The organism is Algoriphagus sp. PAP.12 (genome assembly GCF_026652115.1).
GTDB lineage: Bacteria > Bacteroidota > Bacteroidia > Cytophagales > Cyclobacteriaceae > Algoriphagus.
Genome location: NZ_JAPPSQ010000006.1, coordinates 139884 through 166222 on the forward strand (window position 1 = coordinate 139884; position 26339 = coordinate 166222).

The following is a 26339-nucleotide window of genomic DNA, read 5'->3' on the forward strand; positions in this document are numbered from 1 at the left end:
AAAAGAGGAATTCGATCGAATTCCTCTTTTATCTAGGGTATTTGTGATTAATCAGCTTTCACATCCAATTGGATAGACACTGTGTTGTAGATAAATTGATCTTTTGCTTTATCTACTGCGTTTGCTTCGTCTCCGTAAGCAAGTCCCCATTCGGTACGGTCGATGTTGAAACCAGCTTTGGCAGCTACCGCTCCATTTTCAACCATTACAGTTGCAGGGAATTTGATGTTTTTGGTGTTTCCTCTCAAAGTCAAGTTTCCGCTGATCCAATGGGTTGGGTTCTCAGGAGTCAATGCAGAAGCTGCAGTTGGCGTATTTTCAGTCTCGAATTGCTCCACATCAGCGATTACATCACCAGCTGCAAAAGGCTCTACAGAAGTGATTTCGAAAGTTGCTGTTGGATGGTTAGCTGCATCAAAGAAGTCTGGAGACTGTAGGTGACCATACAATTTTCCATAGTTTTCAGAACCTTCTTCCAAGTCAGTGATTTTAAGTCCTGTGATGTCAAATGTGAATTTACCACCAGTGATTTCAGTTCCTTCAATAGCAATAGAACCTTCAGTAGAAGGGATTTCACCAAAGTGTTGACCAGCAGGCTTGTAACCTCTCCATGCAATAGTTGTTGCAGATGGGTTGATCGCCAATACAGCTCCTTTTGCTTCTGCCACTTCTTTTGCATCAGAAGTTTGGACAGTTTCGCTAGGCTTGCTACATGCAAAAGTGATCAATGCTGCAGCAAGGAATAGTCCGGATTGTTTGAATAATTTCATTGTTTTGTAATTGTTGATTTAGTTTCAAATTCAATGTATATACACGGAAACCCAAAATTGTGCAAAAAGTTCGAACCTGTGAAATAAATTTTTCAAATTGCTAAAAAAAATAATTGGAAATTATGCAAAGTACTGGGCCTCTGATCCTTGATGTGAATGGGAAATCTCCTCAATTTGGAAAAGATTGTTGGTTTGCTCCCAATGCCACAATCGTAGGAGATGTGAAAATGGGGAAGAATTGTACAGTTTGGTTCAATGCGGTGATTAGAGGAGATGTCCATGAGATTAGAATAGGGGACGCTACTAATATCCAAGATGGAGCCGTAATTCATTGTACTTACCAGAAAGCAGGAACGTACATAGGGAACCAAGTTTCTATTGCACACAATGCAGTAGTTCATGGCTGTACTATTCATGATCGAGTTTTAATAGGCATGGGGGCGATTGTAATGGATGGAGCAGTGATTAATTCTGGAGCAGTGATTGCAGCAGGAGCGGTTGTTTTAGCCAACACAATTGTGGAGGCCAATTCCATCTACGCGGGGATGCCTGCGAAAAAAGTAAAACAAACAGGACCTGAAATGGAGGAGGTAATTCTAAGAACAGCTAAAAATTATCCTCTTTATGCTCAATGGTTTCAGGAAAAATAAAAATATGGGGATAAAATCCTCATATTTTTTTCGATTAACATACTGATTTATCTAAATTTAGGTAAACTTTTAACACTGCATTTTTTATGAATAAACTTTTGAACCTTTTAGGGAAAGGGTCCATACTTCTTTCTCTATTCCTCGCTACTCTTCTATTTAATTTCTTGCTTTCTAATTTTATGCCCAAAGATTATGCTTTGGATTTAAAATTTGCCTATACCTATTGGGAGGCAATTCAATCTATAAGTGCAATGGATTTGGAAACCAGAAACCTCTATAAATTAGGTATTTGGATGTTGGACTTTCCATATTTATTCATTTACTCACTTTTCTTATTTGGAGTGTTGCATAAACTATTTGGAAAGCGGCCGATAATTTTTCTTCCTTTTTTGATTGCTGGGATTGATCTTCTAGAAAATATAAGTGTGACTGCAATATTAAATTCATTTCCGACATCTAGTCATCTTTTAGTTTTATTGGCTTCATTTTTTACAACTTGCAAGTGGGTTTTAGTTGGTGGTGCCTTACTTTCTATTTTAATTGGAGTAATTAAGTTTTTTGTTGCCAAAAAATATCCTGTGCATTCCAAGTCTGAAGTGAAAGTTTAATTAAAACTTGACCTAATCTTTAAGGAAGGTTCTTTGCTTTTCAGTTTATTTTGAATAGTTTTTCAGAAAGTCCTGAAATACTGTCCCCAAGGAGCCTTATATGAAAGAAGAATATTTTAAGTGGTATTCCCCACACCTCCATAGGGATGTTCAGATGTTGTCCTTTGGTCACGCAGGATATCCTGTTGTCGTTTTTCCTACTTCTCGAGGCTCATTTCATGAAAATAAGGATATGGGTCTGATCGAATCTGCTCGATGGTTTATCGAAGAAGGCTTAATTCAGATATTTTGTCCGGAAAGTAATGATGCTGACAGCTTTTACAACAAGAATATTCACCCACATGATCGGATCCAAAATCAAGTAGCCTTTGACAAAATGATTTGTCACGAGGTGGTTGAGCGGATTCGCTTAAATACTGCTGTTGCTAAAGTTGTAATGGCAGGTTGTAGTTTTGGAGGATATCATGCCGCCAATTTTGCCTTTAGGCATCCAGGCTATGTAAGTCACATGTTTAGTATGTCAGGAGCTTTTGATATCCGAAGTTTTATGGATGGATATCAGCATGATGATATTTATTACAATAGTCCTTTGGAATATCTTCCGGGTTTGACCGATTTTGAGCTTTGGAATATGGATATCGTCTTGGGAACATCCAATTGGGATATTTGCTTTGACGCAAATCTCAAATTAGATGATTGTCTCAATAAAAAACAGATCAATCATTGGCTGGATATCAGGCAAAACCGCCTTCACGATTGGGATCTTTGGAAAGAAATGTTTCCTCATTATCTCAGTCGGATCAAATTTGATTAAATCAACCATCACCTTTTTATTAAAATTTTATGAAAAAGATTGGAATACTTTTCGGAATGGAGGACACCTTTCCTCAAGCTTTCATTGATAGAGTCAATCAAAAAGCTGAAAAAGGAATAGTTGCAGAAGCAGTCAAAATCGATAAGGTAATCCAAAATGAATTGACCGAATATGCGGTTATTATTGATCGAATTTCCCAAGACGTACCATTTTATAGGGCTTATTTGAAAAATGCAGCCTTAACAGGTACAGCAGTAATCAACAACCCATTTTGGTGGAGTGCCGACGATAAGTTTTTCAATAATTGCCTAGCAGATCAACTTGGGGTTCCGCTTCCGAAAACTGTGATCTTACCATCCGCTGAACATCCTACGGATACGACCAGCAAATCTTTTAGAAATTTGGTTGCTCCCTTGGATTGGCAAGGGATTTTTGACTACATCGGATTTCCTGCCTATATGAAGCCCTATGCAGGGGGTGGTTGGAAAAATGTCTATCGATTGGAAAATAAAGAGGAGTTTTTCCAGAAACATCCGGAAACAGGTCAATTGGTCATGCTGCTTCAGGAGGAAATTGTTTTTGACGAATATTTCAGAGTGTATTGCCTGGGAGGAAAGGCAGTAAGAATCATGCAATATGAACCTCGAAATCCTCATCATTTAAGATATGTGGTGGATGGTCCGCCAGCCTCCAAAAAGCTTTTGGCCAAAGTCAAAGAATATACGATTGCTCTTTGCAAAGGCTTGGGATACGATTTTAATACGGTAGAGTTTGCTGTAAGGGATGGGATTCCTTATGCCATTGACTTCGGCAATCCAGCTCCTGATGCAGATATCAATTCTGTAGGGCAGGAAAATTTTGAATGGGTGGTTGAAGAAGTTTCGAAAATGGCTATATCCTATGCCAAAGCCCAAAAACCAGGAAAAATGAATTTGACCTGGGGGACTTTCGTAAGAAATGCTGCCGAAACAGCCAAGAGGTTTTAATCTCAGAATTTATGAGTGCATTAATTAAAAAACTCCCACCTTTTACCTTGGGAGTGGAAGAAGAATACCAGATAATAGATCCTGAAACCAGGGATTTGAAATCTCACATGTCCAAGATTGTGGAAGGTGGGAAAATACACCTTCGAGAACAGGTCAAGGCAGAAATGCACCAGTCTGTAGTGGAGGTTGGTACCAATATTTGTAAGAACGTGGGGGAGGCGAGAAAGGAAGTTTCTTTTCTTAGAAACAAGATTTCAGAACTTGCTGGGAACCAAGGTTTGGTGGTTGGAGCTGCAGGCACACATCCCTTTGCCAAATGGCAAGATCAGGAAATTACAGATGATCCGAGATATCATAATATAGTCAATGAACTGAAGGATATCGCTAGGTCCAATTTGATTTTTGGACTTCATGTACATGTTGGGATTGAAAGTCGAGAGATCGCTCTTCAGCTGATGAATCAGGCTTGTTATTTCCTCCCGCATATCTATGCTTTGACCACAAATTCTCCGTTTTGGGAGGGTAGAGATACGGGGTTTAAAGCTTTCCGAGCTAAGATTTTTGCAAAATTCCCTAGAACGGGTTTGCCTGAATATTTTGATTCAGTCCAGTCCTATGATAATTTCTTGGAGATCTTGGTAAAGACCAATTGCATTGATAATCCTAAAAAGATCTGGTGGGATCTGAGGATGCATCCATTCTTTAGTACCATAGAATTTAGGATTTGCGATATGTGTCTAACGGTGGATGAAACAATCTGTGTGGTAGCATTAATCCAAGCAGTAGTTGCAAAGCTATACAAGCTTTTGATGAGCAATACGAGCTTCAATATTTATAGAATTGCCTTGATCCGTGAGAATAAATTTCGTGCTGCAAGAAATGGAATAGAAGGTAAATTGATAGACTTTGGTAAAAAAACTGAGGTACCTACCCAAGATTTAATTTTGGAGCTTTTGGACTTTGTCGATGATGTGGTGGATGAATTGGGCAGTAGACAGGAAATCGAATATGTACATCAAATACTAGCCCGAGGAACAGGAGCAGACCAGCAATTGGCAGTCTTCGAAAAGACTAAGGATACCAAGCAGGTAGTGGATTATATCGTCGGAAAATTTAATCAAGGGATTTAAGCAATTGCTACCTTTGTAGAAATTTAAATTTCAAGAAATTGGGGAAGAGAAAATTGCATTTGGCGATACTGGATATGTACGATGGAGAGCCCAATCAAGGGATGCGTTGTATCCGTGAAATTGTAGAAAGATTCAATGAGGATATTTCTTATAAGATTTTCGATGTCAGGGGAAAGGCTGAGTTACCAGAGATAAGAGATTTTGATCTTTTCATCTCGACCGGTGGCCCTGGGAATCCTTTGGAGGGAGATGGGAACTGGGATTTGAAATATTTTGATTTCTTGGATCAAGTCTGGATTTGGAATCAAAATCATAGCCGAAAAAAATACCTTCTTTTAATCTGTCACTCATACCAGATGGCCTGTAGGCATTTTGGTCTAGGCCAAATCAGTAAAAGAAAGTCGACCTCTTTTGGAGTTTTTGCAATCCATAAAACTTCTGATGGAATGCAGGATAAACTTTTCCGCAATTTGGATAATCCGTTTTGGGCTGTAGATAGCCGTGATTTCCAAGTTTTGAAACCCGATCACAAGAAGTTTAAACTTTTGGGATCGAAAATTATCGCTCTTGAGAAAATCAGAAATCATGTGGAGTACGAAAGGGCTATTATGGCCATTCGTTTTTCAGATGAAATTGTTGGAACTCAGTTTCATCCGGAAGCAGATCCAGTTTCCTTTTTGGCTCATTTGAAAAAGCCTGAGGTTCGAGAAAAAATCATTGCCCTAAAAGGAAAAGCCAAATTCAGGACGATGCTGGAAGACTTGGTAGATGAAAATAAAATTTATAAAACGAATGAAGTTTTGATTCCAAATTTCTTGGAAAATAGCATTCGAAAGCATCGAGGGAGAGATCTTGAAGTTTTGACTTGATATTTATGATTCAACCGATTAGAAGTATTTTTAATAGTCATTTTTCTCCTGAAACTTATCGGGATTTTCTGGATTCTGTAGAAAAGGATTTTAATCATAAACCAACCTTTCGGATTGCGGAAAGCCCTTTTTTTATTCCAAAGGATTTTCAAAAGCAATTGGTGGAAGCATGTGATCAGGTAATTGATTTTATCAAAAAGCCTGATTTCAAAGCGATCACCCAAAAGGCTTTGGATTTAAATACTAGCGTTCCAAATGAAGATGCTCATACCCAGTTTTTGGCGATTGATTTTGGGGTTTGTGTGGAGGATGGTAGGCTGATTCCAAAACTTATAGAGGTTCAGGGATTTCCTTCCATTTTCAACTTTCAATTCAATCTCAATCGGAAATTCAAGGAGACTTATCCATTTCTGGAAAGCTATACTCCCTATCTGAGTGGATTGAATGAAGAAAGTTATTTGGAAAAACTCAGGGAAGTCATCCTTGGAGAATATTCTCCTGAGGAAGTGATTTTACTGGAGATTGAGCCTGAAAAACAAAACACCAAAATTGACTTTTACTATTGCCAAAGAGATTTAGGAGTTCCTTTTGTTTGCGTGACAGCTATTGAAAAGGATGGTAAAAAACTCTATTACACCAATTCTGAAGGGAGGAGAATTCAGGTCAAAAGAATTTATAATCGGGTGATTTTTGATGAATTGAATACCAGGCCTGATTTGGATATGGCATTTAGTTTTCAAGATGATTTGGATGTGGAATGGGCTGGGCATCCTAATTGGTATACCAGGATATCCAAGTTTATTCTTCCGTATCTTTCGGGTCCCTATTTTATTGAGACTACATTACTCAGCGAGTTGGAGGATATCCCTGAGGACCTTGAAAATTACGTCCTAAAACCACTTTTTTCATTTTCTGGAGCTGGAGTGGTCTTCAATGTGAAAAAGGAGGATATAGAAAAAGTACTGGAGAAGGATTTGTTTATCCTGCAAAAAAAAGTGAATTATTCACCTGTTATCCAGGCAATTGACGGCAATGTGAAAGTAGAGGTGAGAATACTGGTCTTATGGCCTGAAAAGGATGAAAAGCCTACTTTGGTAGGGAATCTTTGTCGATTGAGTAGAGGGGAGATGATCGGTGTCAAATTCAATAAAGACAAAGATTGGGTAGGAGGATCGATCGGATTATTCGAGAAATAAAAATGCCGGGTTAAACCGGCAATCATTGTTTATTGAGGATTCCATGCTGCTGGATCTTTTCTCCAATCAGCCAAGGAATTCAATACCTCATCTTTCACATAATTTCTTGCTACAGCCCTAGGAAGCATAGCTTCGTAATGGGAAAGAACAATTAGATCAACCTCAGCATTTTTGAAGTTTTCGTCTGCTATTCCAAATCCATAGCTGAAAATCGCAACCATCCCCATTACTTCAAACCCTGCATTTCTCAAATCCTGAACGGCTTTCAAAGAGCTTCCTCCGGTAGAAACCAAGTCTTCAACTACGACAACTTTTTGTCCTGGGACCACTTTACCTTCGATCATGTTTTCCATACCATGTCCTTTTGGTTTGGACCTGACATAGATGAAAGGAAGGTCTAGGTCATTGGCCAAAAGTGCACCTTGAGGAATTCCAGCAGTTGCTACTCCGGCAATTGCTTCTGCCTCCGGGAAAAAGTGCTGAATAGACTTAACCAGGTTCTCTTTGATTAGATTTCTGACTTTCGGGAAGGAAAGTGAAAGTCTGTTATCACAATAAATTGGAGATTTCCAACCTGAAGCCCACGTGAACGGTTTTTCAGGCTGTAATCGAATTGCCTCAATTTCAAGTAATTGGTCAGCAACCTCTGCTGCGATGGAAGAGTCTAGAATTTTCATGTCCCAAAAATAAGTGATTAAGAATGGATCAGGTTGTGGTAAGCAAAATTTTTATGCATTTTTGACCATTCACAGTACACCAATCGACGATTCTTGCATGCGAATCTTTGTCAATGACAAGCCTCTGGACTTAATCAGCTTCGAAGAGCTTCATCCATCTAAAAAATACGACGCTATATTTTCTGAGTCAGAAGATCTTCCCCCTGCATCTCAATGGCAAGAGGATATTCTTTTTCAAGAACCATCTCATGATCTGATCATTCGGATTTTGTATCAGATGAGGACGAGAAAGTTGAAAGATTTGGATTCGGTTACTTTGGTGTCAAGTGATAAGAATGCCCTCAAGAAATTTGTCAAAAGCCGTTTTACAACCATTAAAGCTGCAGGGGGCATTGTGACCAAAAAGGATAAAATTCTTTTAATATATCGACTAGGGAAATGGGATTTTCCAAAAGGGAAATTTGATAAAGGGGAAACTCCTCAGCAGTGTGCTGTCAGAGAAGTGGAGGAAGAATGTGCTATTCAGGTAAAGCTTGGAAAGCCTATATGCAATACCTGGCATACCTATACCCAAAACAGGAAAAGCATTCTAAAAAAGACCTATTGGTATGCGATGAATAACGTTTCAGATGCAGGAATGAAGCCTCAGAAAGAAGAAGGAATAGAAGACATCCGATGGTTCAGAGAAGGTGATGCAAAAACTGCTTTGGTCAATTCATATCCTTCTATGAGATGGTTGTTTAAGCAATTTTTGAAAAACCACCTTTAAGAAGGATTATTCAATATTGTAAGGAAGAAACTCACTTACATTTCCTCCATATCGATGGACTTCACGGATCACTGTGGAGCTGATGGCCGCGTATTGTGGAGAGGTGATCAAAAAAACTGTCTCCAAATCTTCATTCAGATATCGATTCATTTGTGAGATAGTATTCTCGTATTCAAAATCAGTTGTGTTTCTTAATCCTCTAATTAAAAAACCAGCCCCATGTTTTTTTGCAAGGGTAGAAGTCAGTTCATTGTAAACAATGACTTTCACGCCAGGGATTTCAGTATATACACTTTCGATTTTTTCTACCATCAAATCAATATCGAAATAGCGATTCTTTTTGGTTGAATTGTATCCTATTCCAATAATGACCTCGTCAAAAAGATCTAAACTTCTCATCACAATGTCGTGATGCCCCATTGTGTAGGGGTCAAAAGAACCTGGAAAAATGGCTATTTTACTCATGATTTATTGGTATTGCCAAGAGACCTCAAACAACCCTAAATCTTTGAGGTGCTTGAATCCATGGGAATAGTTTTGGTTGGCATGGGGAGTCAAAATTCTGAAATTTTGAAAATATTCTTTTCCCCAATCTTCAGTTATGTCAGTTTTAGAAGGAACACCAAAGATGTTGATTCTTACAAGATTTCGCTGGAATTTCAGTTGCTCAATCAGAATCATTACATATTTGAGAATATCTTCTTTGGACTCAATATGAAATAAGTTAAACGCACTGAGCTCCTGATCTGTAAATGCAGCTACATACATTTTATTACCAAAAAGGTTGATCAAGATTTCTTGTCCGATCAAGTTAAATCTCTCTTTAAACAGATAGGACAAAAATGAGGCGCTACCATGATAAAAGCTCAGTTCGGAAAACCGTGCTTGAAGAGATTTGTGGAGTTTTGAATCTACAAATGATACGATTTGCAGATTGTTGCTGTCCAAGGGGGTATTGAAATAGAAAGGGTTGGCCGGCATATCCTGGATAAATGAAAGGAAATTAGCCTCATTTCCAGATGAGAAAAGGACTCCAGGAACTAAGCTGAATCCTCTGTGATGAATATAAACCTTTGCAGGTACATCTATTCGAAGAAGAGGATCGCTTAAAATCAATTGATCAATGGATTCCCAGCTTATTTTGGGATAAAAGTGAATGCCGATATTGGCCTGATTTTGATCTTTGGCAAAAATCACCAAAAAATCAGGGTATAAAAAAAGTGATAAGCTCGCTGTGTCTTCCACATCAAACTTATCACTTTTGAATACTTTGAGAGTATTTTCCAAAATTAGGAGGGATTATTTCCAGTTACCTTCAGTAGAAGCGTCAGTTCTGGATCCTACTCTTAGAGCTTTTTCGTTATTGTTCAATTTTCTTTCAGGATTCATTGGAGCTGGATCTCTGATTTCGAAAACGTTGACTTCATAGCTGTTTCTTTCGATTTTATCAGCGAAGAATTCAAATTGCTTTCCACCAGATGCAGGCACGATTGCCATTGTCTCCAAATTGAAGTCAGGATATTTTCTAGTGTTAAACAAAGAGTCAATTACAGGCACAGATCCCAAGGTATCGAATTCTACAGTAGTCTCTTCCTTACCATATTCCAACAATTTGGTAGTTTCAGTTCTTTGAACTAGCCAAATTTCACCGTTTTGGATGAAGTTTTTCAAATCATTCCAATTTCCGGCGTACTCACCATTGGATGCTTGATATGCCAATTGAGCATCTCTTAGCATTTGTAGTTTTTCAATGATAGCTCCTTCTACAAGGGCAATTCTTTTCTCTGTTTCCACTACATCGTCCACACCTTTCCATAGAAGGTAGCCTAAGCCGATCGCTACGACGAAGAAAACAATAGATAATACTTTGGTTAGATTCATTTTGTTGAAATTTTAAATCTGGGTAAGGTTGATGGTTTTAAATCGTGCTATTTTAGATAATTATTTTCAAAATTAAAATATCCTTTACACAATCCTAGCTCCTGAAGGGATTTAATATCCCAAAAGATTTGATGAACTGACTCCCGAGGCAATGAACGGATATCCGAAATATTCATCCAGGCAATATCGGTCATGATTTGATTGTCTTTATCCAATTCCGGGTCAGTACCAAGTGCTATTTCTCCCGAAATATATGAAACTTCAAAAAACAATTCCATAGAATGTAAGGGCGGACGGAAAAATTCATGGACAAAAAGGAAATTTCCAACTTCAATTTCCAATCCGGTTTCTTCCTGAAATTCCCTTTTCAAGTTGATTTTGGCACTGGTTCCATAGTCCATTCCACCTCCTGGGACAGACCAAAATTCCTTTTGATCTCCCATCAAATGACGGATCATCAGAATTTTATCTTCTAGAATAAAAACCCCATTGACACGTGTGCGAAGATGGTTGCCAAACTTTGCATTTATTTCATTGCCGATTTTGTCTTGCTTCATGTACTTTCGTTGTTATGGCTAAAGATAATCAGACCAAATGGAAAGCGTCCGACCTGATTCGAAGTAATTTCCCCTACTTTCCAACGTCAGGGCAGTCAGAATTCTTTCGTAAAATGGATGGATTTCTTGCTCAAACACCTGATGAGAAGCCAACATTTGTCCTGAGAGGATATGCAGGAACTGGTAAAACTTCAGTGATTTCTGCATTGGTTCAAAGCCTTCCAAAATTACAAATGAGATCGCTTTTGCTTGCTCCAACAGGCCGGGCAGCAAAGGTAATGAGTAACTATAGTGGACGTGCGGCTTATACCATCCATAAGATCATTTATAAGCCAAAAGAGGACTCTGGCGGCCTTGGAATGGGTTTTATCCTCCAAAAGAATTATTATAAAAATACCGTGTTTATAGTCGATGAATCTTCCATGTTGGCTGATGATGGAGGCATGTCTGGCAACTTGTTGGGAGACTTGATACGCTTTGTTTTTTCAGGCGAGGATAATCGATTGATCCTTGTAGGAGATACCGCTCAGCTACCGCCAGTTGGAAGTGAATATAGTCCTGCGCTTGATTCGAACTATCTCCAACGCTATTTCCGGCTTCATGCAGATCAGGTTGAGTTAGTGGAGGTGATGAGACAGAGACTTGAGTCGGGGATTTTATACAATGCAACTCAATTGAGGCAGTCCATTCCTAAAGAAAACCCTGAAATTCATCTAAATACTTCCTCCTTCAAGGATATCTTTAAGATGACCGGAGAAAGGCTAGAAGATGGGCTTCGATATGCATATGATAAGTTTGGTATGGACAACACTGTGATCGTAACCCGGTCCAATAAGAATGCTGTCCAGTACAATCTATATATCCGGAAAGTCATTCATTTTTTCGAGGATGAGATCAATTCCGGAGACTTGTTAATGATTGTTAAAAATAATTATACCTATATGGCAGAGTCTGAAAAAGTGAATTTTTTGGCGAATGGCGATATGGCAGAAATTATGAAAATACGGTCTTTCGAAGAATTGTACGGTTTTCGATTTGCAACTCTGGAGCTTCGTTTATTGGATTATCCAGATGAGCCACACTTTGAGGCAAAAGTTCTCTTAGAGGCTTTGTATTCATCCAGTCCATCTCTGACTCGGGAGCAATATAGAAGTCTGTATAATCAAGTGGCTGAGGATTATGCTGATATAGCTAACAAGAATGAACGTCAGGAATTAATACGCAAAGATCCCTATCTCAATGCACTTCAAGTAAAGTTTGCCTACGCATTGACTTGTCATAAAGCGCAAGGAGGGCAGTGGCAGGCGGTTTTTGTGGATCAAGGTTATTTACCTGATGATAAAATAGACAAGGATTTTTTGAGATGGCTCTATACTGCTGTTACCAGAGCCTCTGAAGAATTGTATTTGGTGAATTTTTCTCCAACTTTTTTCAATGGAAATTCGTCTGAGAGCTGAGAATTAAAATTGAACCATCAAGTCTTTGGCAAGGTTTTTAAAGTATAATAACCCAACAGGCCTTTGATAAGGCTTCAAAAAAATGAATATTTGAAACTAATAACCGATATGATTATGAAAAAAATTGGATTGTTCTTAAGTCTGTTTGCTTTGGTTTTTGCATTTCAGGCTAACGCTCAAAGTGAAACTGGAGCGGTAATCAAGTTCAAAGAGAAAGAAGTCGATTTTGGAGATATCAAACAAGGTGATAAAGTTTCTCACACCTTTGAATTGACCAATACAGGGAATACACCATTGATTATTTCTAATGTGGCTGCTACCTGTGGTTGTACTGTGCCTAGCTGGCCAAAGGAACCTGTAGCACCGGGTGCTACTGCTAAAATTCAAGTTTCCTTTAATTCCGCAGGAAAAATGGGAGCTCAGAATTCTGTAGTCAGGATTTATTCAAATGCTTCTGAACCGATTGAGAAAATTTCATTAAAGTCTAATGTGCTTCCTAAAACGAAGTAATCTGTAGAATGAAAAAAATGAGAGCCCCGAATTTTCGGGGCTTTTTTTTGCAAAATACTGAGGTTCTTTTTCGTTTGTCTTTTATTTAAGCTTCCCCTGATCCTTTTTGAAGTTTTTCATCATCTTTCCGAACTGCTTGTCTTTTTTTCTTTTTTCAGCCACAGTAGACTCAAAATGTGATTTTTCCCGCTCCATTTTGAGGAAGTTTTCATAGGTAGAACAAGCAAGATCTCCATTTTCGATTGCCTCAATCACTGCACAACCTTTTTCATTTATATGTGTACAGTCTTTGAATTTGCAATCCTTGGACAATTCATAGATTGTGTCAAAAGTCTCTTCAAGTCCTTTCCCTACATCGGCCATTCCTACTTCTCGCATCCCTGGATTATCAATTAGGATTCCTCCATTTTCCAAAATCAATAATTCTCGGTGACTGGTAACATGTTTTCCACGATTGGTGCTAGTACTGATTATGTCAGTTTTCATGGAGTTATTACCTAAAAGAATATTGGATAGACTGGATTTACCAACACCAGATGAACCAAGAAGACAATAGGTTTTGCCTTTTTTTATTACCTCTCTTATTTTTTTAATTCCGGATAAATTTTCATTGCTGATTGTAAAAATTGGTATATGGGGTATTCTTTCCTGAACCTTCGATACCAAAGAACTTAATTCGTCTTCATCTATCAAATCAATTTTGGAAAGAATGATATAAGGACTGACTTTGGAGTTGTTGCAAATCGTGAGGTAGCGTTCAATCCGATTAATACTAAAATCCCGGTCAATAGCCAGCACTATAAAGGCAAAATCAATATTGGTTGCGATAATCTGCTTTTCTCCATGCTTTCCTACCGCTTGCCTTTCCAGTATTGTTTTTCTAGGATAAATGGCATGGATCAAAGCTTCGTCTTCGTTGTATTTAGAAATTGCCACCCAATCTCCTACAGCAGGAAAATCTTCTCTGCTATTGGCAGTGAATCTTAAATTCCCAACAATTTCACTGTCATATTCTTTTCTAAAGTTTTTACTATGTATCGCTCTTTGTGCTCAGAGGTAACTCTCCCCGTCAAAAAAGAATCAAGGTGCTGCTCTTTTCCATACTTGGCCATCCTCTCATCAAATCCCAATTCCTCTAGTGTCATGGCGGTTTCTATTTAATTTGAAAAATTGACTTTAAATCCTTTCAGCTGAATTTACATATTTTCCTTTAGGTTAGATATTCTATTAGCAGCGTGTTCATTATCAGGGTTGAGAGCTAATGATTTCTGGTAGTTTTCAATCGCTTTTGAAAAGTTACCAAGCATCTCATAGGCCTCTCCCAAACTATCGAAAGCATTGTAAGAGTTAGGATAGTACTCAGTATTTAGAATGAAAAAATCCACGGCCTTAGCTTTTTCAACATCATTCCTACTTTGAAGGAAAGTGTATCCAATTCGATTGACCAATTGTTCAGGTGGGTAAAAGTCAAAAGAAAGACGATTGGATAGTGCTTTAAAGTGTTCGTCTAATTGATCTTTACTTTCAATATCTCGGTAATAAATTCCATATCCCTCAAAAATCGCGGAGATACCATTATAAAATGCAATCTGAGGAACTGAGCCATGGTTTTCATCCTCGAAATATTCCAGTTTTGCTGGAAATTCCCCTTCACATTTACTGTTCAAAGACTCAAATAGGCGCACATGCCTGTCTCTGTTTCTGATGTTTCTTTTTCCCCAATTGGCTGTGGCAATGTATATATATCTATCAAAGGAGTTTTCAGTAAGAGTATCTAATTTTTGATCCATGGTTTCGTCGTCCCAAGTGCCAAAGCTTGGATCCACAGCTATAAATGAATTGAATTTCGTATTTTCCTTCATGTAGGCATGAGTTGCCAAAAGTCCTCCTAGAGAATGACCAAATAAAATTCGATAAGGCGCTGTTCTATAGTTTTGATCCAATTCAGGGATTAATTCATTTTCCATAAAGCTTAAAAAATTCTCTCCGCCACCACTATCATTGGGACGAGTTGTTACGATTTTATCCGGAGTGAAATCTCTTCTTCTATTGACATTTTGGATAGCTACCACGATCATTTCGGGAATTCTTAAGTTTCCATTGTAGCCGGAACTCATGTAATTGACTGCTCCGGTGATGGATTGGAAATGAAGATTTCCGTCTAGAATAATTAAAAGTGGGTATTTTTTGTAGGAAGTTCCTTCATCTTCATAGGATTCAGGCAGGTTGATCCAATATTCTCTTTCCTCATTGAGAATAGTTGAGTGAATTTTATGTTTGGTGCCAATTGTAATTGGATCGATGTCTTGGGAAAATAGTTGTGTAATTCCAAAAAGGACAAAAAGAAAAGTTAGGATGGGTTTATTCATTCTTGGGGTTTTGTAGGTGGGTGAATTTTAAATATATCCCAAAATTACGAAATGAGCTCTGGTAAAGTTGTTTTGAAAAATGAAGGGGATTCGAGAGTCCAATTTTTTGCTTTTCAACAGCACCAATTCCTGGAACTTATAAATCAAGACTATCTCTAGTCTTGATTTTAGAAGGCTTATTCAAGCGATTAAGTAGTCCATTCTTGCTATGATCCTTCTCAATGGGCTTTGATCAAATCAATGTTAAGTAGGTTTTATAAAGGCTTTATCTAAAGATAAATCAAGCTTTTTACAATAAAATTTTGAAAAAACACTGTTTAATCTCTGGATAAACCTTGAATAAACCCTGAAAATATAGAAGGACAGGCAAATTTCATCGAGGAGCTTTTTTAGTTTTCTTTTTGAAATCGGGCTTTTTCAAATTCCTCACTTCTTCTGATTTGCTCTTCTAGGTCCCATTCAAAATCAAACCGCTCTTTTAAAAAATCTGCAATAGGCTCCAATCCAATTTTCGCTCTTCTTTTATCTATGTTTTCAGGATCGAGCACAGGCCAGACATTAAATGTTTTGGTTTCGGGGTAGTATTTCATTTGCCCTCCATAGATTTGTAATTCCCCTTGATCGGTGGCGATTCTATCTTCGGCACGTACGAGAAAACGAGCCTCCAGTTTGTTATCTTTGACAGCCTGACGCATCATGGGGAGGTATTTTATGCGGATTTCATAGCTTGAATGTTGGAGTACATTGGCTATAGTCCAATTTCCATGCTCCCCAATCATTTCTTTGGAAGGCCAACCGTATTGATCTAATATGGCCTTTACTTTTTTCTCATTAATCACATGGTTTTTTTCATAGATCAATTGTTGAGATTGGTATTCTTTAGATTCGGCTCCATAGATTTTCATAAGTGAATCTCTCATCCTAATAGGAGTTTGTTCGGTATCCCAGATCGTATCGAGAGTAGCTATCAAATTCACATTTTGAATGGCTTTATCATGATGGAGTTTTGATTCTTTCACTTTTGCACAGGAAAATGTCAGAAATAGAAAAAGGAGTGAAAAAGCCCTCATTTTATTGTTTTAGTTTTTATTATAGAGATAGGAGAGATATAGGTTGTTTATTTTTGTTCAATATTCCATTCTATATCAAACCTTTCCTTTAAATAGATACTTAATGGGCCCAGGCCGATTTCGGCCCTTCTCCTGTCCACATATTCTGGCTCTTCGATAGGAAGTGGAACTCTTTCTGAATTTACAAATTCCCACTGAGTTCCATATCGTTGTTTTTTTCCATCTTCCACAAGCAATCGGTCTTTCATTTTTGCGTAACGGAGTGGCTGAGCTTCTCCATTTTTAAAAGCTTTTTCGAGTAAGGGAAAATAGCGAGCACGGGTATCGTGATTGCTGTGATTAATAATTAGAGCAGCTCCTGCTGCCGCATATTCAGTGACTGCTGATGCTGTGGGCCATCCATATTTATCCAAGAGCAATAGCAATTTGGTCTGGTTTTTAGCCATATTTTCCTCCTCCATTGCCAGAATAGGAAAGATTGCAGGAGAGCTGAAATACCCACCATTTTCCATAAATCTTTTTCTTTCGATATTGCCTGCATACATCAAGCCTTGATCTCTGATGATCATTCTAAACAGTTCTTTTGTAAACGCTTCATTTTGAATCGGTCCATTTTTTACTTCATATTTTTGAATCTGCATGTCCTCTATTTCATTCCACCTAGGGTCTGATATCAAGCTTAGGAAATCAGGGTCGTATAAGGCTGTGAGAGTGGAATCTTCTAATAGTGCCTGGTTAAGGAAATAAAAAGATGTGTCTCTCATTTGAGAAGTCCACAACAAAGCAGTTGATGAAGAAATTTTGTATAGGGTCTCGGATGTTGGATTTTTTGCCATTGCTTCTGAGTATTTAATCAAAGCAGGCATGAGAAGTCCCTGGTTTTTCAGGCTATCTGCTTCTTGAGTAAAATCTTGACCAAATGTGACCTGAAAACATAAAGATGTCAGACAAAGGATGATTATTTTTTTCATGATTCTTGACTTTTTGGAGAGGCAAGAATACTGTGATTCAGAATTGAAAATTAAAAAAATCGATGGATAGCAGAATTTAGTTGTGAAATGACCTGTTTTTTCCTGTAAGTGAATTTTGGAGGAATACAATTTAGGATTAAAGAAAAATTATGTCTTCAGAAGTTTATTATTCAAAAGCTTTTGTCCCGGTTCCAGATTTTTTGGACTTAAGTTTTCTCCTGGCTCTAAGCAAGCTAAATCTGAAATCATCAAACAATAAACTTATGATCAATATGATTGCTGGAATAATTAGGGTGTTAAGCCGAAGTTCCACTTTAGAATAAAGGAATCCCCCAAATAAGCCTCCAAAGAAGAAGAATGAAATAATAAAAACCCGAAGCATTATAGTTTCTTTGATTTTCTTCTTATTAGGATAAGATTTCGGGAAAAACAATTGAGATAATTCGATCCCCAAATCTGTAAACAATCCTGTAAGATGAGTGGTGCGTACTATGGCATCAGAAATTTTAGTGACAAATGAATTCTGAAGACCCATAGCGAATAATAGTGTACAGACGATAATGTCAGGATATTCTATTTGATATAAGTTATAAAAAATTGGAATTGAAATTAAAGTCAGAAACTCTATGATTGTGGGTAATGCAAATACATTCAGTTTTTTGTTTTGTCTATATTTTTCAATTAAAAAACTGGATAAGAAGGAACCGAAGAGAAAAGAAAAAATGTAGAGCAAATAAATTGTTCCATTCCAAACCTTAAAATTGGCTACATCATAAATAAATAGAGCAAAATGGCCTGTAACATTGGTGGTTAACTGTTTGAACTCTAAAAAACCTGTAACATTCACAATTCCGGCGACAAAAGATAAAACTGTGGCGATTTGCAGGTTGTGTTTGATAGTTCTGCTTTTACCTTGATGTCTAAACATTTGTTTGAATTTACAGATAGATATTAAGAAGAGACGAGGTTATTTTTTTCTACCAATCTTCTTGGTAGAAATTGTGGATAGCCCAGTAAATCGGAAGTTTAAATTAAAATTTCTCTAAAAATCAATATTGATTCACTCCACTTCTTTGAATTTCTTGAAAAAGTGAATTTTGGATTCAATCCAACCTATTCAAATCCTCAATTACTTTGATTTCATTTTCTGGCTTTTCGGATTTTTCTAAAAAATCAACAAACTCTTTTGAAAAAGACTGCCTTCGGAATTGCCACCATTCCTGGATTCCATTTAGGTGGAAATAAGAAATAATTGTGTTCTTATTGCTATTCCAAAGCCATGGCTCAAGTACCTCCATTTTGTTTTGGTAAAACAAGTTTTCCCAGATTCGGAACATTTGGATATATAGGTAATTGGATGTCCTTTTATCATCTTCTCCTAGATTGTTCCATGATTTTGTCCCTTTTTCGAAGAGCCTACCGAGTTCTTTATCGATAATTAATTGATTCAAAAATTCCCGGTTAGAATTCGCAAATGAATCATAAAAATTGGATCGAACTGCTTCGGTGTTTTTCTTGATTTCTATGGCTAGGAAAATGACAGAAACTATAACGCCAATCGATGTCAATAAACTTATTCCTAATTCTAAATCCATTTTTGAAATTGTTTTAAAATTAAAGTTACCCAGTCAGTTTTCCTTTAATTTACAAATAGCAGTCGACAATTTCTCAATGAATGATAGCTAGAAAACCTTTTCCATAATTACATACATAATTCCACCCTTTTCAAATGTCTTATCGGTAGCCTGCATCCCAAATTTTTCATAGAAAGCTGATTTTTCAACCCGAGCATTACACCATATTTTGGAGAGCTTACTCTTTTCAGCAATCGTCATGATTTCATTCAAAAGTATGGTGCCATGTCCCTTCCCTTGGTGCTTCTCCAAAGTGGCAAATTTTCTAAACTGAGCCTCGGAGTTTTCTATAAATAGGGAGATTACCGAGACTAACTCATTATTGATAAACAATCCAAAATGTCTTCCTTTCTCGTCATTGGGTAATCTGACATAGTCAATCGGCTTTTTCGGCCACATGACTTCATGTCGGATTTTTATGACATCATTTAAAGGTATTTCTAAGATTTTGTGCTCCATTTTTTCTATTTCTTTTTGCAAAGTGCATCCAAAAGCCGAGTAAGGGGGCATTTTTTTAATGTTTATCGATTTTCTAGTTTTCAGTAATAATAGGCTGGCTCTTTACAATCTTCCTTATTTTGAACCTCCTTTCATCAATTGCAGTTTCTTAGTCTAATCCAACCCACCTATGGCACCCAAAAAAGAACGCAAAATCACAATCAGTCAGGTTTTTAAAACCATCATCTGGCCAAGAAGAAAACACCTTTTTCTTGGTCTTTTCTTAATTGTAATCAGCCGTTTGGCAGGATTGGTTCTGCCAGGAGCGAGTAAGTATCTAGTGGATAATGTGATTCCTTCCAATGATATTAATCTGCTCAAATGGTTGATAGCGGCGGTTGTAGGGGCAATTGTAATTCAGTCAGTGACATCTTATGCTTTGACTCAAATTCTTTCTGTCGAAGCTCAAAACCTGATTGCCCAGCTTCGTTCTCGAGTCCAGAGTCATATAATCAAACTACCCATTCGCTTTTTTGACAATACCAAGACAGGGGAGTTGGTATCTAGAATTATGACTGATGTAGAGGGAGTGAGAAATCTGGTCGGGACCGGCTTCGCTCAGATGATTGGTGGAATTCTGACGGCAATCATTTCCATGGTCTTATTGATTAGCATCAGTCCAATGATGACTCTTTATGTCTTGGTTCCGGTGATTATTTTTGGGTTTATTTCTATGAAAGCTTTTGGAAGAATCCGTCCTATTTTCAGGGAAAGAGGGAAGATCAATGCGCAGGTAACTGGAAGATTGACCGAGACTTTGGGTGGAATCAGAGTGATCAAAGGGTTTAATGCCGAAGAACAAGAAATAGGAACTTTTCAGAAAGGAGTGAATGAACTGTTTTTGAATGTTAAAGCAAGCTTGACGGCTACTTCCTTTGTGACTTCAGCAGGTACGCTTTTACTAGGTTTGGCCTCTGCAGGAATCATGGGAATTGGGGGCTGGATGATTATGCAAGGAGAATTGACATTTGGTGATTTCTTGGCCTTTACTCTTTATCTAGGTTTTATGATTGCCCCAATTGTCCAAATGTCCAATATCGGTTCTCAGTTGACTGAAGCCTTTGCAGGACTGGATCGAACCGAAGAAATCATGAATACTCCATTGGAATCCGATGATTTGGAGAGGACTGTTTCTTTAAAGGATTTTCGTGGAGATATTCATTTTGATAATGTGTCCTTTGCATACGAGGAAGGAAAAGAAGTCATCAAAGGAGTGAGTTTCGATGCACCTGCAGGATCGGTCACCGCTTTGGTTGGAACGTCAGGTTCTGGGAAAACAACGATTGCTGGATTGGCTGCTACATTTTTAAATCCTGATTCGGGATTAATCACTTTAGATGGCAAAAACCTTCAGACCATCACTTTAGAATCCTTCAGAGCTAGATTGGGAGTTGTACTTCAGGATGATTTCTTATTTGAAGGGACAATTCGTGAGAATATCCTTTTCCCAAGGCCAGATGCTTCAGAGAAGAAATTGCAGCAAGCAGTCCATGCCGCCCATGTGCAGGAATTTACGGATCGTTTCGAAGATGGATTGGATACACTGATTGGGGAGAGAGGGGTCAAACTGTCCGGTGGACAAAGACAGCGGATAGCCATTGCTAGAGCAATTTTGGCTGATCCAAAAATCTTGATTTTGGATGAAGCTACTTCCAATTTGGATACCGAATCAGAAACCTTAATCCAAGCTTCTTTGAAGGAATTAATGAAAGGTAGGACCACTTTTGTCATTGCCCACAGACTCAGCACGATTCGTCAAGCAGATCAGATTTTGGTGATCGAACAAGGACAGATTGCAGAGCAAGGCAAGCATGATGAATTGATTGCTTTGGAAGGAAGGTATTATCAATTGTACACCTATCAGGCAAGAATCTAAAAGAGAATATCGGGGTTAGATGGATAAGATCGGATTGGATTTTGTAAATTTGAACACCCAAATCAATTAAAAGAGATGAGTGAATTAAAGTGGTTTGTGATGTATACAGCATCGCGATCCGAGAAGAAAGTTGCCAAAAGATTAAGAGAAGAGGGTTGGGAAGTGTATTTGCCCTTGGTTACTGAGTTGAGACAATGGTCCGATCGTAAGAAAAAGGTGGAACGCCCTCTATTTAATGGGTATGTCTTTGTGAAAACCCAAAGGAATCAGTTGTGGGAATGTCTTCAAGTTCCTGGAGCAGTGAAATTTGTTCACTTTTCAGGAAATCACGCCATTGTCAGAGAGGAAGATCTGGAGACAATCAAAAGAGTGGTTGATACTGGAGTAGCTGTAGAAACTGACGGTAGCGATATTGAGCCAGGTGAAAAAGTGAGAGTGATGGGAGGTCCTTTACAGAATATGGTGGGAGAATGTGTTGAAAAAGGAAATAAGGATTACTTCATGATTCGAATTCCAGGGATTTATCAAAATATGCTGATGAGTGTCCCAAGGAAGTTTTTGGAAGTATTACCTAATCATGTGGAGATATAAAAAAGGAGGCCAGAAATTTATTTCTGGCCTCCTTTTTTATTTTTTTCTTATCGATTTTTAGGTCTGAAGTACCGTCTATAGACGATTTGCGCTTGAGCTAAATGATCTCCAAATTTATTGAAACCAACATTTCCATCCAGATTATCAGAGAAAGTAAAAAGCATGGTTCCTTCTCCTGCGATATCAGAATATGGGCCCAACGTATAGCTTAAACCTATCCTTAAAGGAACGTATCCTGTTGTTACAGAATGCTTGGTAGGAGTTTCTTCAGAGGAAAATGATTTGGTCTGTTTGGTTGTGACATTGATGATCCCTAAACCTACACCTCCATATAGATTGAACATGCTTCTCAACATGTGATTAGGAAAAGGAATCAAGTTCCAGCTAGGCATGATGTCGAAGTAATAAGCAGGTCCTTTAGCGGTAAATGCTGATCCATACAAAGTCCAGTGATCTTGAACTCTTTGACTTGGGTTTCCACCACTGCTGATGGATTGGTAGCCTATTGTAGCCCTTACATCTGTTTTGGGCGTGATTCTTTTGGTTAAAGCTGCTGATATGGATGGATTCAATTCAAATTTAAAGTCTCTGTATTGTCCCCCATTATCAATGTATGCAAAGGAAGGTCCTACACCAAAGGAGAAAATATAGTTTCTTGAGATTTTTTCTTTATAGAAGTTTTGAGCTTTAAGATCAAAAGATGTGGCTAAAAGCGAAAGGATAAATACTAGTTGGATTGTCTTTTTCATATCGTCACGATTCTGAGCTGAAGGAGGAATACTCTTCTCTTTTGCAAATTTGGCAACAAATATGCCAATCACCTGAAGGAATTGTATTTAAAACTCCAAGCCTTGAGTATTTATTGCCTCTTCTTAAAAAATTAGGCTTCCTCAAAAGCTTTTTGTACTTCTTCCTCCGTGGTTTTGAGTTTGTTTTTGCAAAACTTTACCAATTCCGCAGCTTCTTTGACAAGCTCAGAAAGTTCATCCACACTCTTTTTTCCTTCTTCTAATTCCGCTAAGATCTTCTCTAACCTCTCGGATGCCTCTTGATAATTCATGATTCCTCTGTTTCAATTTCAGTAATGGTACTACTTATTTTTTGATTGGAAGTAAAGGTTTGAATAGCATCACCTTTTTTTGGTTTTGCCAGATGAATAGGCGTTCCACCAATTTCGGTTCTGGTATATCCACGTTTCAAAAGGGAAATCGGATTGAGTTGAGACAAAGTCTTTTCTGCTACTTCCAAATTCCTGTTTTCCTGTTTTAGAAATAATTCCAAACCTTTTTTAATCTCTTTTTCTTTGGCTTCTATTTGAATCTGATTGGATTGAATTTGTGCATGAAAAGCCGTTAGAATTTGCGATTTTTTGGATGCAATTCGCTCTTTTTCCAGATTCAGTTTATTTTGAATTGAGGCTTTGATCCGATGGTTGATTTGGTCCAGCTGGCTGTTTGCCAATTGAATTGTACTTCGTGTCAACCTGTCCAGCCGAGTTAATGTCAAACCCAAATTTTCCTCAAAAATCCGAAATCCTGCCAATAGAAAATCTGCTACAGCAGTGGGGGTTTTGAGTCGGGTGTGTGCCACCAGATCAGCTACAGTTTCATCCCTTTCATGACCAATTCCTGTGAAAACAGGTAGTGTGGACTGTGCAATTTTAACCGCAAGATTATAATCATCAAAACAATCCAAGTCTAGCTGAGCTCCTCCGCCACGGATAATTACGATGGCTTCCAACTCTAAATTTGATTTTTGGGATTCGATCAGTTCCAAAGCATGAATCAAGCTTGAAACAGCTCCATTTCCCTGCATCAAAGAGGGGAAGAGTTTGTGATAGATTTTGAAGCCTTGTGGATTATGATCCAAATGATTCAGAAAATCACCATATCCAGCAGCTGTTGGGCTACTAATTATGGCAATTTTTTGAATAACCGGTGGATAGGGTTGGGAAGCATTGAGTCGTATCAATCCTTCTCTAGTTAATCTATCGATTGTCTCTTGTCGGATTCTGGCTCTTTCCCCCAAGGAAAAAGAAGCATCTATGTCCTTGATGTTGAGGCTCAGACCATAGACAGAATGGAAAGTTACCTGAACTTGAGCCAGAACTTTCATTCCATTTTTTATGCCGCTTCCTGTCAGACTTTCAAAGCGAGAAGCAATAGCTCTATATGTGAACTGCCAGCAATTGCATCGGATTTTTGCTAAAACCTGATTGCCTTGCTTTTCTACCAATTCGAAATACGCATGTCCCTGAGGGGCCTGTCGGAAATCGGCGATTTCACCGATAACCCAATAGGTAGGAGAGAGCTCATTTTCCAGAGTGGACTTGATGAGATCCCCTAGCTCAGCAATTGACAGCGAATTTGGAATCATTTACATAAACTTTTGTGCAGCGGTTTTGATCAATTGATTCAATTCTAGGCTAGCTCTTAACATTGGAAGCCTTACCTGATCATCACAAATTCCTAGATGACAAAGGAAATTTTTGATGCCAACAGGATTTCCCTCTTTATACATTAAGTCATTGACTTCTAGAAGAGAATAAGCCGCCTTTCGGCTTTCTTTTTCTTTGCCATGGCAGATGGCTTTGAAAGTTGAAGGGATGGCGTTTGCCAAAACAGAAATGACTCCAACTCCACCTACTGAATTAAGGGCTTTGGTCATCAAGTCATCTCCTGAAATTAATAAGAAATCATCAGGCTTATTGGCAGCGATCTTCATGCATTGCTCCAAATTTCCACTTGCCTCTTTCATTCCGATTATATTGGAATGTTGAGCCAAAGCTAAAGTGGTTTCAGCGGTCATATTGGACATGGTTCTTCCTGGAACGTTGTACAAAATCACAGGGACTGGACAGGCATCGGCGATTTCTTTGTAATGTGCTATGATACCAGCTTGACTTGGCTTATTGTAATATGGGCTAACAGAAAGAATCGCTGATATTCCAGAAAAGTCAGTGTTGGCAATTTCATCCAAAACCAACTGAGTATTGTTCCCTCCAATTCCATAAACCACAGGTACGCGATTATTATTTTGCTTTATGCAAAAATCAAGAACCTCTTTCTTTTCCTTTGATGTCAAAGTAGCTGTTTCTCCAGTAGTACCTAATACTACCAAATAGTCAACCCCTCCGTCAATCGTGAAATCAATCAGTTTTGCTAGACTTGGAAAGTCTATCGTGTAATCGTCATTAAATGGCGTGACTAATGCCACACCCGTACCGCACAGCTGGTTCATGGTTTATTTAAGGTTAAGAGCTTGCAAAGATAAAGGTCTCTAGGAGTTTTGGCAGAAGTCGGGAAGATTTTTGAGGTATTTGATCTAAGATAAATAGTGAAAAATCATGGTTTAAACAGTTTAAACCGCGAACGATTTATTTTTTCTCGTGGTTTGCAGGGATAGTAAACTAAACCAATATGAATAATAAAGTATCCTATTCACTGTTAGATCTTGCAGTAATCAAAGATGGTTTCGATGCCAAAGATGCCTACCAAAGGAGTCTGGATGTTGCTCGAAATGCAGAGAAATTGGGTTTTACCAGAATCTGGCTGGCGGAGCATCATAACATGCCCTACGTGGGAAGTTCTGCTCCAACAGTCCTGATGGGCTACATTGCTGGTGGCACTGAAAAGATCAGAGTAGGTTCTGGAGGAATCATGATGCCCAATCATTCTTCCTTGATGGTGGCCGAAGAAATTGGGACATTGGAAACGCTTTACCCAGGAAGAATCGATTTAGGGTTAGGTAGAGCACCTGGAACTGATCAAAAGACGGCTTCTGCCTTGAGAAGAGGAAGAATTGAAACGGTTCAAGATTTCCCCAATGATTTGGAAGATCTGCAGCGATATTTTTCTTTAGATAATTCCCGTTCCTCCGTCCGTGCATTTCCCGCTGAAGGATTGGAAGTCCCTATTTATATTCTCGGGTCCAGTATGAGTAGTGCAATTTTGGCTGCTGAAAGAGGACTGCCTTATGCATTCGCTTCCCATTTTGCTCCTGCCCAGTTTGTTCAAGCTGTAGAATACTATAAAGACCATTTTAAACCTTCGGAATATTTAAAAGAACCTTATGTGATTTCCTGTGTCAATGTCATAGCAGCAGATACTCAGGAAGAGGCGGATTTATTGGCAACATCGTTCTTCCAAATGGCTTTAGGTGTGATTCAGGGAAGATCCTTGCCTCTTAGAGAGCCTGTCAAGGATTTTCTTCATCATATTTCAGAACAAGAAGCCGCTGCGCTTCAAAATATGATGGCGGTTACTTTTGTAGGGACAATGGACGCCGTGAAAGAAGGTTTACAGGAATTGATCAAATATACCGGGGTGAATGAAGTGATGATCACTACCAATATTTTCGAGCATCAAGCTAGAATTCATTCTTTGGAATTGACCGCTAAAGCGTTTGAAGAAATGGCGCTTTAGAAATCGAACCTCAAAGGAAACAGGACGTTATA

General features: G+C 38.2%; 31 protein-coding genes. 13 read left to right on the forward strand and 18 right to left on the reverse strand.

Features of this window, described 5'->3' with window-relative positions:
• Nucleotides 1–47: 47 nt before the first annotated feature.
• Nucleotides 48–770: a YceI family protein gene (locus O0V13_RS09430; RefSeq protein WP_268034730.1), complete on the reverse strand. Its 723-nt coding sequence runs from the start codon at nucleotides 768–770 to the stop codon at nucleotides 48–50.
• Between the two features lie 122 nt (nucleotides 771–892).
• Here O0V13_RS09430 and O0V13_RS09435 point away from each other — a divergent pair, with 122 nt between their 5' ends.
• The 7 genes from O0V13_RS09435 to O0V13_RS09465 all read left to right on the forward strand — a co-directional run bounded on the left by O0V13_RS09435 (nucleotide 893) and on the right by O0V13_RS09465 (nucleotide 7023).
• On the forward strand, nucleotides 893–1420 hold the full coding sequence (locus O0V13_RS09435; RefSeq protein ID WP_268034731.1) for a gamma carbonic anhydrase family protein: 528 nt from the start codon (nucleotides 893–895) through the stop codon (nucleotides 1418–1420).
• Between the two features lie 197 nt (nucleotides 1421–1617).
• Nucleotides 1618–2028 (forward strand): hypothetical protein, encoded by a 411-nt coding sequence (locus O0V13_RS09440; protein WP_268034732.1) that lies wholly within the window; start codon nucleotides 1618–1620, stop codon nucleotides 2026–2028.
• A gap of 100 nt (nucleotides 2029–2128) precedes the next feature.
• Nucleotides 2129–2842, forward strand: a complete 714-nt coding sequence (locus O0V13_RS09445) for an esterase family protein (RefSeq protein ID WP_268034733.1) — start codon at nucleotides 2129–2131, stop codon at nucleotides 2840–2842.
• A gap of 29 nt (nucleotides 2843–2871) precedes the next feature.
• Nucleotides 2872–3828 carry an ATP-grasp domain-containing protein gene (locus O0V13_RS09450; RefSeq protein WP_268034734.1) on the forward strand — a complete coding sequence of 319 codons (957 nt, stop codon included), beginning with the start codon at nucleotides 2872–2874 and terminating at the stop codon, nucleotides 3826–3828.
• A gap of 11 nt (nucleotides 3829–3839) precedes the next feature.
• On the forward strand, nucleotides 3840–4958 hold the full coding sequence (locus O0V13_RS09455; RefSeq protein ID WP_268034735.1) for a carboxylate-amine ligase: 1119 nt from the start codon (nucleotides 3840–3842) through the stop codon (nucleotides 4956–4958).
• Between the two features lie 38 nt (nucleotides 4959–4996).
• Entirely contained in the window at nucleotides 4997–5827 is an 831-nt protein-coding gene (locus tag O0V13_RS09460) for a type 1 glutamine amidotransferase (protein ID WP_442780917.1), read from the forward strand.
• A 5-nt stretch (nucleotides 5828–5832) separates the two neighbouring features.
• Nucleotides 5833–7023, forward strand: a complete 1191-nt coding sequence (locus O0V13_RS09465; protein WP_268034736.1) for a hypothetical protein — start codon at nucleotides 5833–5835, stop codon at nucleotides 7021–7023.
• 29 nt (nucleotides 7024–7052) lie between these two features.
• Here the strand turns inward: O0V13_RS09465 and pyrE are convergent, their stop codons facing one another.
• Nucleotides 7053–7700, reverse strand: coding sequence for an orotate phosphoribosyltransferase (gene pyrE, locus O0V13_RS09470; RefSeq protein WP_326492714.1), 648 nt, complete (start codon nucleotides 7698–7700; stop codon nucleotides 7053–7055).
• 97 nt (nucleotides 7701–7797) lie between these two features.
• Between pyrE and O0V13_RS09475 the strand changes: the two genes are divergently transcribed.
• Nucleotides 7798–8469 carry an NUDIX hydrolase gene (locus O0V13_RS09475; protein ID WP_268034737.1) on the forward strand — a complete coding sequence of 224 codons (672 nt, stop codon included), beginning with the start codon at nucleotides 7798–7800 and terminating at the stop codon, nucleotides 8467–8469.
• Between the two features lie 6 nt (nucleotides 8470–8475).
• Here the strand turns inward: O0V13_RS09475 and coaD are convergent, their stop codons facing one another.
• From coaD to O0V13_RS09495, 4 genes are read right to left on the reverse strand one after another with little or no spacing between them, the layout of a single operon-like run.
• Nucleotides 8476–8934, reverse strand: a complete 459-nt coding sequence (coaD, locus tag O0V13_RS09480; RefSeq protein ID WP_268034738.1) for a pantetheine-phosphate adenylyltransferase — start codon at nucleotides 8932–8934, stop codon at nucleotides 8476–8478.
• 3 nt (nucleotides 8935–8937) lie between these two features.
• On the reverse strand, nucleotides 8938–9756 hold the full coding sequence (locus tag O0V13_RS09485) for a DUF3822 family protein (RefSeq protein ID WP_268034739.1): 819 nt from the start codon (nucleotides 9754–9756) through the stop codon (nucleotides 8938–8940).
• A gap of 12 nt (nucleotides 9757–9768) precedes the next feature.
• On the reverse strand, nucleotides 9769–10350 hold the full coding sequence (locus O0V13_RS09490) for a hypothetical protein (RefSeq protein ID WP_268034740.1): 582 nt from the start codon (nucleotides 10348–10350) through the stop codon (nucleotides 9769–9771).
• A 47-nt stretch (nucleotides 10351–10397) separates the two neighbouring features.
• Nucleotides 10398–10907, reverse strand: a complete 510-nt coding sequence (locus O0V13_RS09495) for an NUDIX domain-containing protein (RefSeq protein ID WP_268034741.1) — start codon at nucleotides 10905–10907, stop codon at nucleotides 10398–10400.
• Nucleotides 10908–10921: 14 nt separating this feature from the next.
• Here O0V13_RS09495 and O0V13_RS09500 point away from each other — a divergent pair, with 14 nt between their 5' ends.
• Complete coding sequence (locus O0V13_RS09500; RefSeq protein WP_268034742.1) at nucleotides 10922–12364, forward strand: ATP-dependent DNA helicase; 1443 nt, start codon at nucleotides 10922–10924, stop codon at nucleotides 12362–12364.
• A gap of 114 nt (nucleotides 12365–12478) precedes the next feature.
• On the forward strand, nucleotides 12479–12874 hold the full coding sequence (locus tag O0V13_RS09505; RefSeq protein WP_268034743.1) for a DUF1573 domain-containing protein: 396 nt from the start codon (nucleotides 12479–12481) through the stop codon (nucleotides 12872–12874).
• Between the two features lie 81 nt (nucleotides 12875–12955).
• Here O0V13_RS09505 and rsgA read toward each other — a convergent pair whose 3' ends face one another.
• The 8 genes from rsgA to O0V13_RS09545 form a co-directional block, all read right to left on the reverse strand.
• Nucleotides 12956–13810, reverse strand: coding sequence for a ribosome small subunit-dependent GTPase A (gene rsgA / locus O0V13_RS09510; protein ID WP_268034744.1), 855 nt, complete (start codon nucleotides 13808–13810; stop codon nucleotides 12956–12958).
• 47 nt (nucleotides 13811–13857) lie between these two features.
• Nucleotides 13858–14019 carry a hypothetical protein gene (locus O0V13_RS09515; RefSeq protein ID WP_268034745.1) on the reverse strand — a complete coding sequence of 54 codons (162 nt, stop codon included), beginning with the start codon at nucleotides 14017–14019 and terminating at the stop codon, nucleotides 13858–13860.
• A 51-nt stretch (nucleotides 14020–14070) separates the two neighbouring features.
• Nucleotides 14071–15243 (reverse strand): alpha/beta hydrolase-fold protein, encoded by a 1173-nt coding sequence (locus O0V13_RS09520; protein WP_268034746.1) that lies wholly within the window; start codon nucleotides 15241–15243, stop codon nucleotides 14071–14073.
• Nucleotides 15244–15632: 389 nt separating this feature from the next.
• Nucleotides 15633–16313 carry a DUF6624 domain-containing protein gene (locus tag O0V13_RS09525; protein WP_268034747.1) on the reverse strand — a complete coding sequence of 227 codons (681 nt, stop codon included), beginning with the start codon at nucleotides 16311–16313 and terminating at the stop codon, nucleotides 15633–15635.
• Nucleotides 16314–16360: 47 nt separating this feature from the next.
• Nucleotides 16361–17284: a DUF6624 domain-containing protein gene (locus O0V13_RS09530; RefSeq protein ID WP_268034748.1), complete on the reverse strand. Its 924-nt coding sequence runs from the start codon at nucleotides 17282–17284 to the stop codon at nucleotides 16361–16363.
• A 166-nt stretch (nucleotides 17285–17450) separates the two neighbouring features.
• A complete protein-coding gene (locus O0V13_RS09535; protein ID WP_268034749.1) occupies nucleotides 17451–18212 on the reverse strand; it encodes a YoaK family protein in 762 nt (253 codons plus the stop codon).
• Between the two features lie 175 nt (nucleotides 18213–18387).
• Nucleotides 18388–18879 carry a hypothetical protein gene (locus O0V13_RS09540; RefSeq protein WP_268034750.1) on the reverse strand — a complete coding sequence of 164 codons (492 nt, stop codon included), beginning with the start codon at nucleotides 18877–18879 and terminating at the stop codon, nucleotides 18388–18390.
• Between the two features lie 87 nt (nucleotides 18880–18966).
• A complete protein-coding gene (locus O0V13_RS09545; RefSeq protein ID WP_268034751.1) occupies nucleotides 18967–19377 on the reverse strand; it encodes a GNAT family N-acetyltransferase in 411 nt (136 codons plus the stop codon).
• A gap of 169 nt (nucleotides 19378–19546) precedes the next feature.
• On the opposite strand from O0V13_RS09545, the gene O0V13_RS09550 reads away from it, so the two are divergent.
• A complete protein-coding gene (locus O0V13_RS09550) occupies nucleotides 19547–21292 on the forward strand; it encodes an ABC transporter ATP-binding protein (RefSeq protein WP_268034752.1) in 1746 nt (581 codons plus the stop codon).
• Nucleotides 21293–21367: 75 nt separating this feature from the next.
• A complete protein-coding gene (locus O0V13_RS09555; protein WP_268034753.1) occupies nucleotides 21368–21883 on the forward strand; it encodes a UpxY family transcription antiterminator in 516 nt (171 codons plus the stop codon).
• 47 nt (nucleotides 21884–21930) lie between these two features.
• Here the strand turns inward: O0V13_RS09555 and O0V13_RS09560 are convergent, their stop codons facing one another.
• The 4 genes from O0V13_RS09560 to dapA form a co-directional block, all read right to left on the reverse strand.
• Nucleotides 21931–22632: a hypothetical protein gene (locus tag O0V13_RS09560; protein ID WP_268034754.1), complete on the reverse strand. Its 702-nt coding sequence runs from the start codon at nucleotides 22630–22632 to the stop codon at nucleotides 21931–21933.
• A 131-nt stretch (nucleotides 22633–22763) separates the two neighbouring features.
• Nucleotides 22764–22943, reverse strand: a complete 180-nt coding sequence (gene xseB, locus O0V13_RS09565; protein WP_268034755.1) for an exodeoxyribonuclease VII small subunit — start codon at nucleotides 22941–22943, stop codon at nucleotides 22764–22766.
• The gene (xseA, locus tag O0V13_RS09570) at nucleotides 22940–24259 is read right to left on the reverse strand and encodes an exodeoxyribonuclease VII large subunit (protein WP_268034756.1); all 1320 of its coding nucleotides are present in this window, start codon (nucleotides 24257–24259) and stop codon (nucleotides 22940–22942) included. The genes xseB and xseA overlap by 4 nt, the downstream gene beginning before the upstream one ends.
• Nucleotides 24260–25123, reverse strand: a complete 864-nt coding sequence (dapA, locus tag O0V13_RS09575; protein ID WP_268034757.1) for a 4-hydroxy-tetrahydrodipicolinate synthase — start codon at nucleotides 25121–25123, stop codon at nucleotides 24260–24262.
• Nucleotides 25124–25302: 179 nt separating this feature from the next.
• Here dapA and O0V13_RS09580 point away from each other — a divergent pair, with 179 nt between their 5' ends.
• The gene (locus O0V13_RS09580; protein WP_268034758.1) at nucleotides 25303–26307 is read left to right on the forward strand and encodes an LLM class flavin-dependent oxidoreductase; all 1005 of its coding nucleotides are present in this window, start codon (nucleotides 25303–25305) and stop codon (nucleotides 26305–26307) included.
• The last annotated feature ends 32 nt before the right edge of the window (nucleotides 26308–26339 follow it).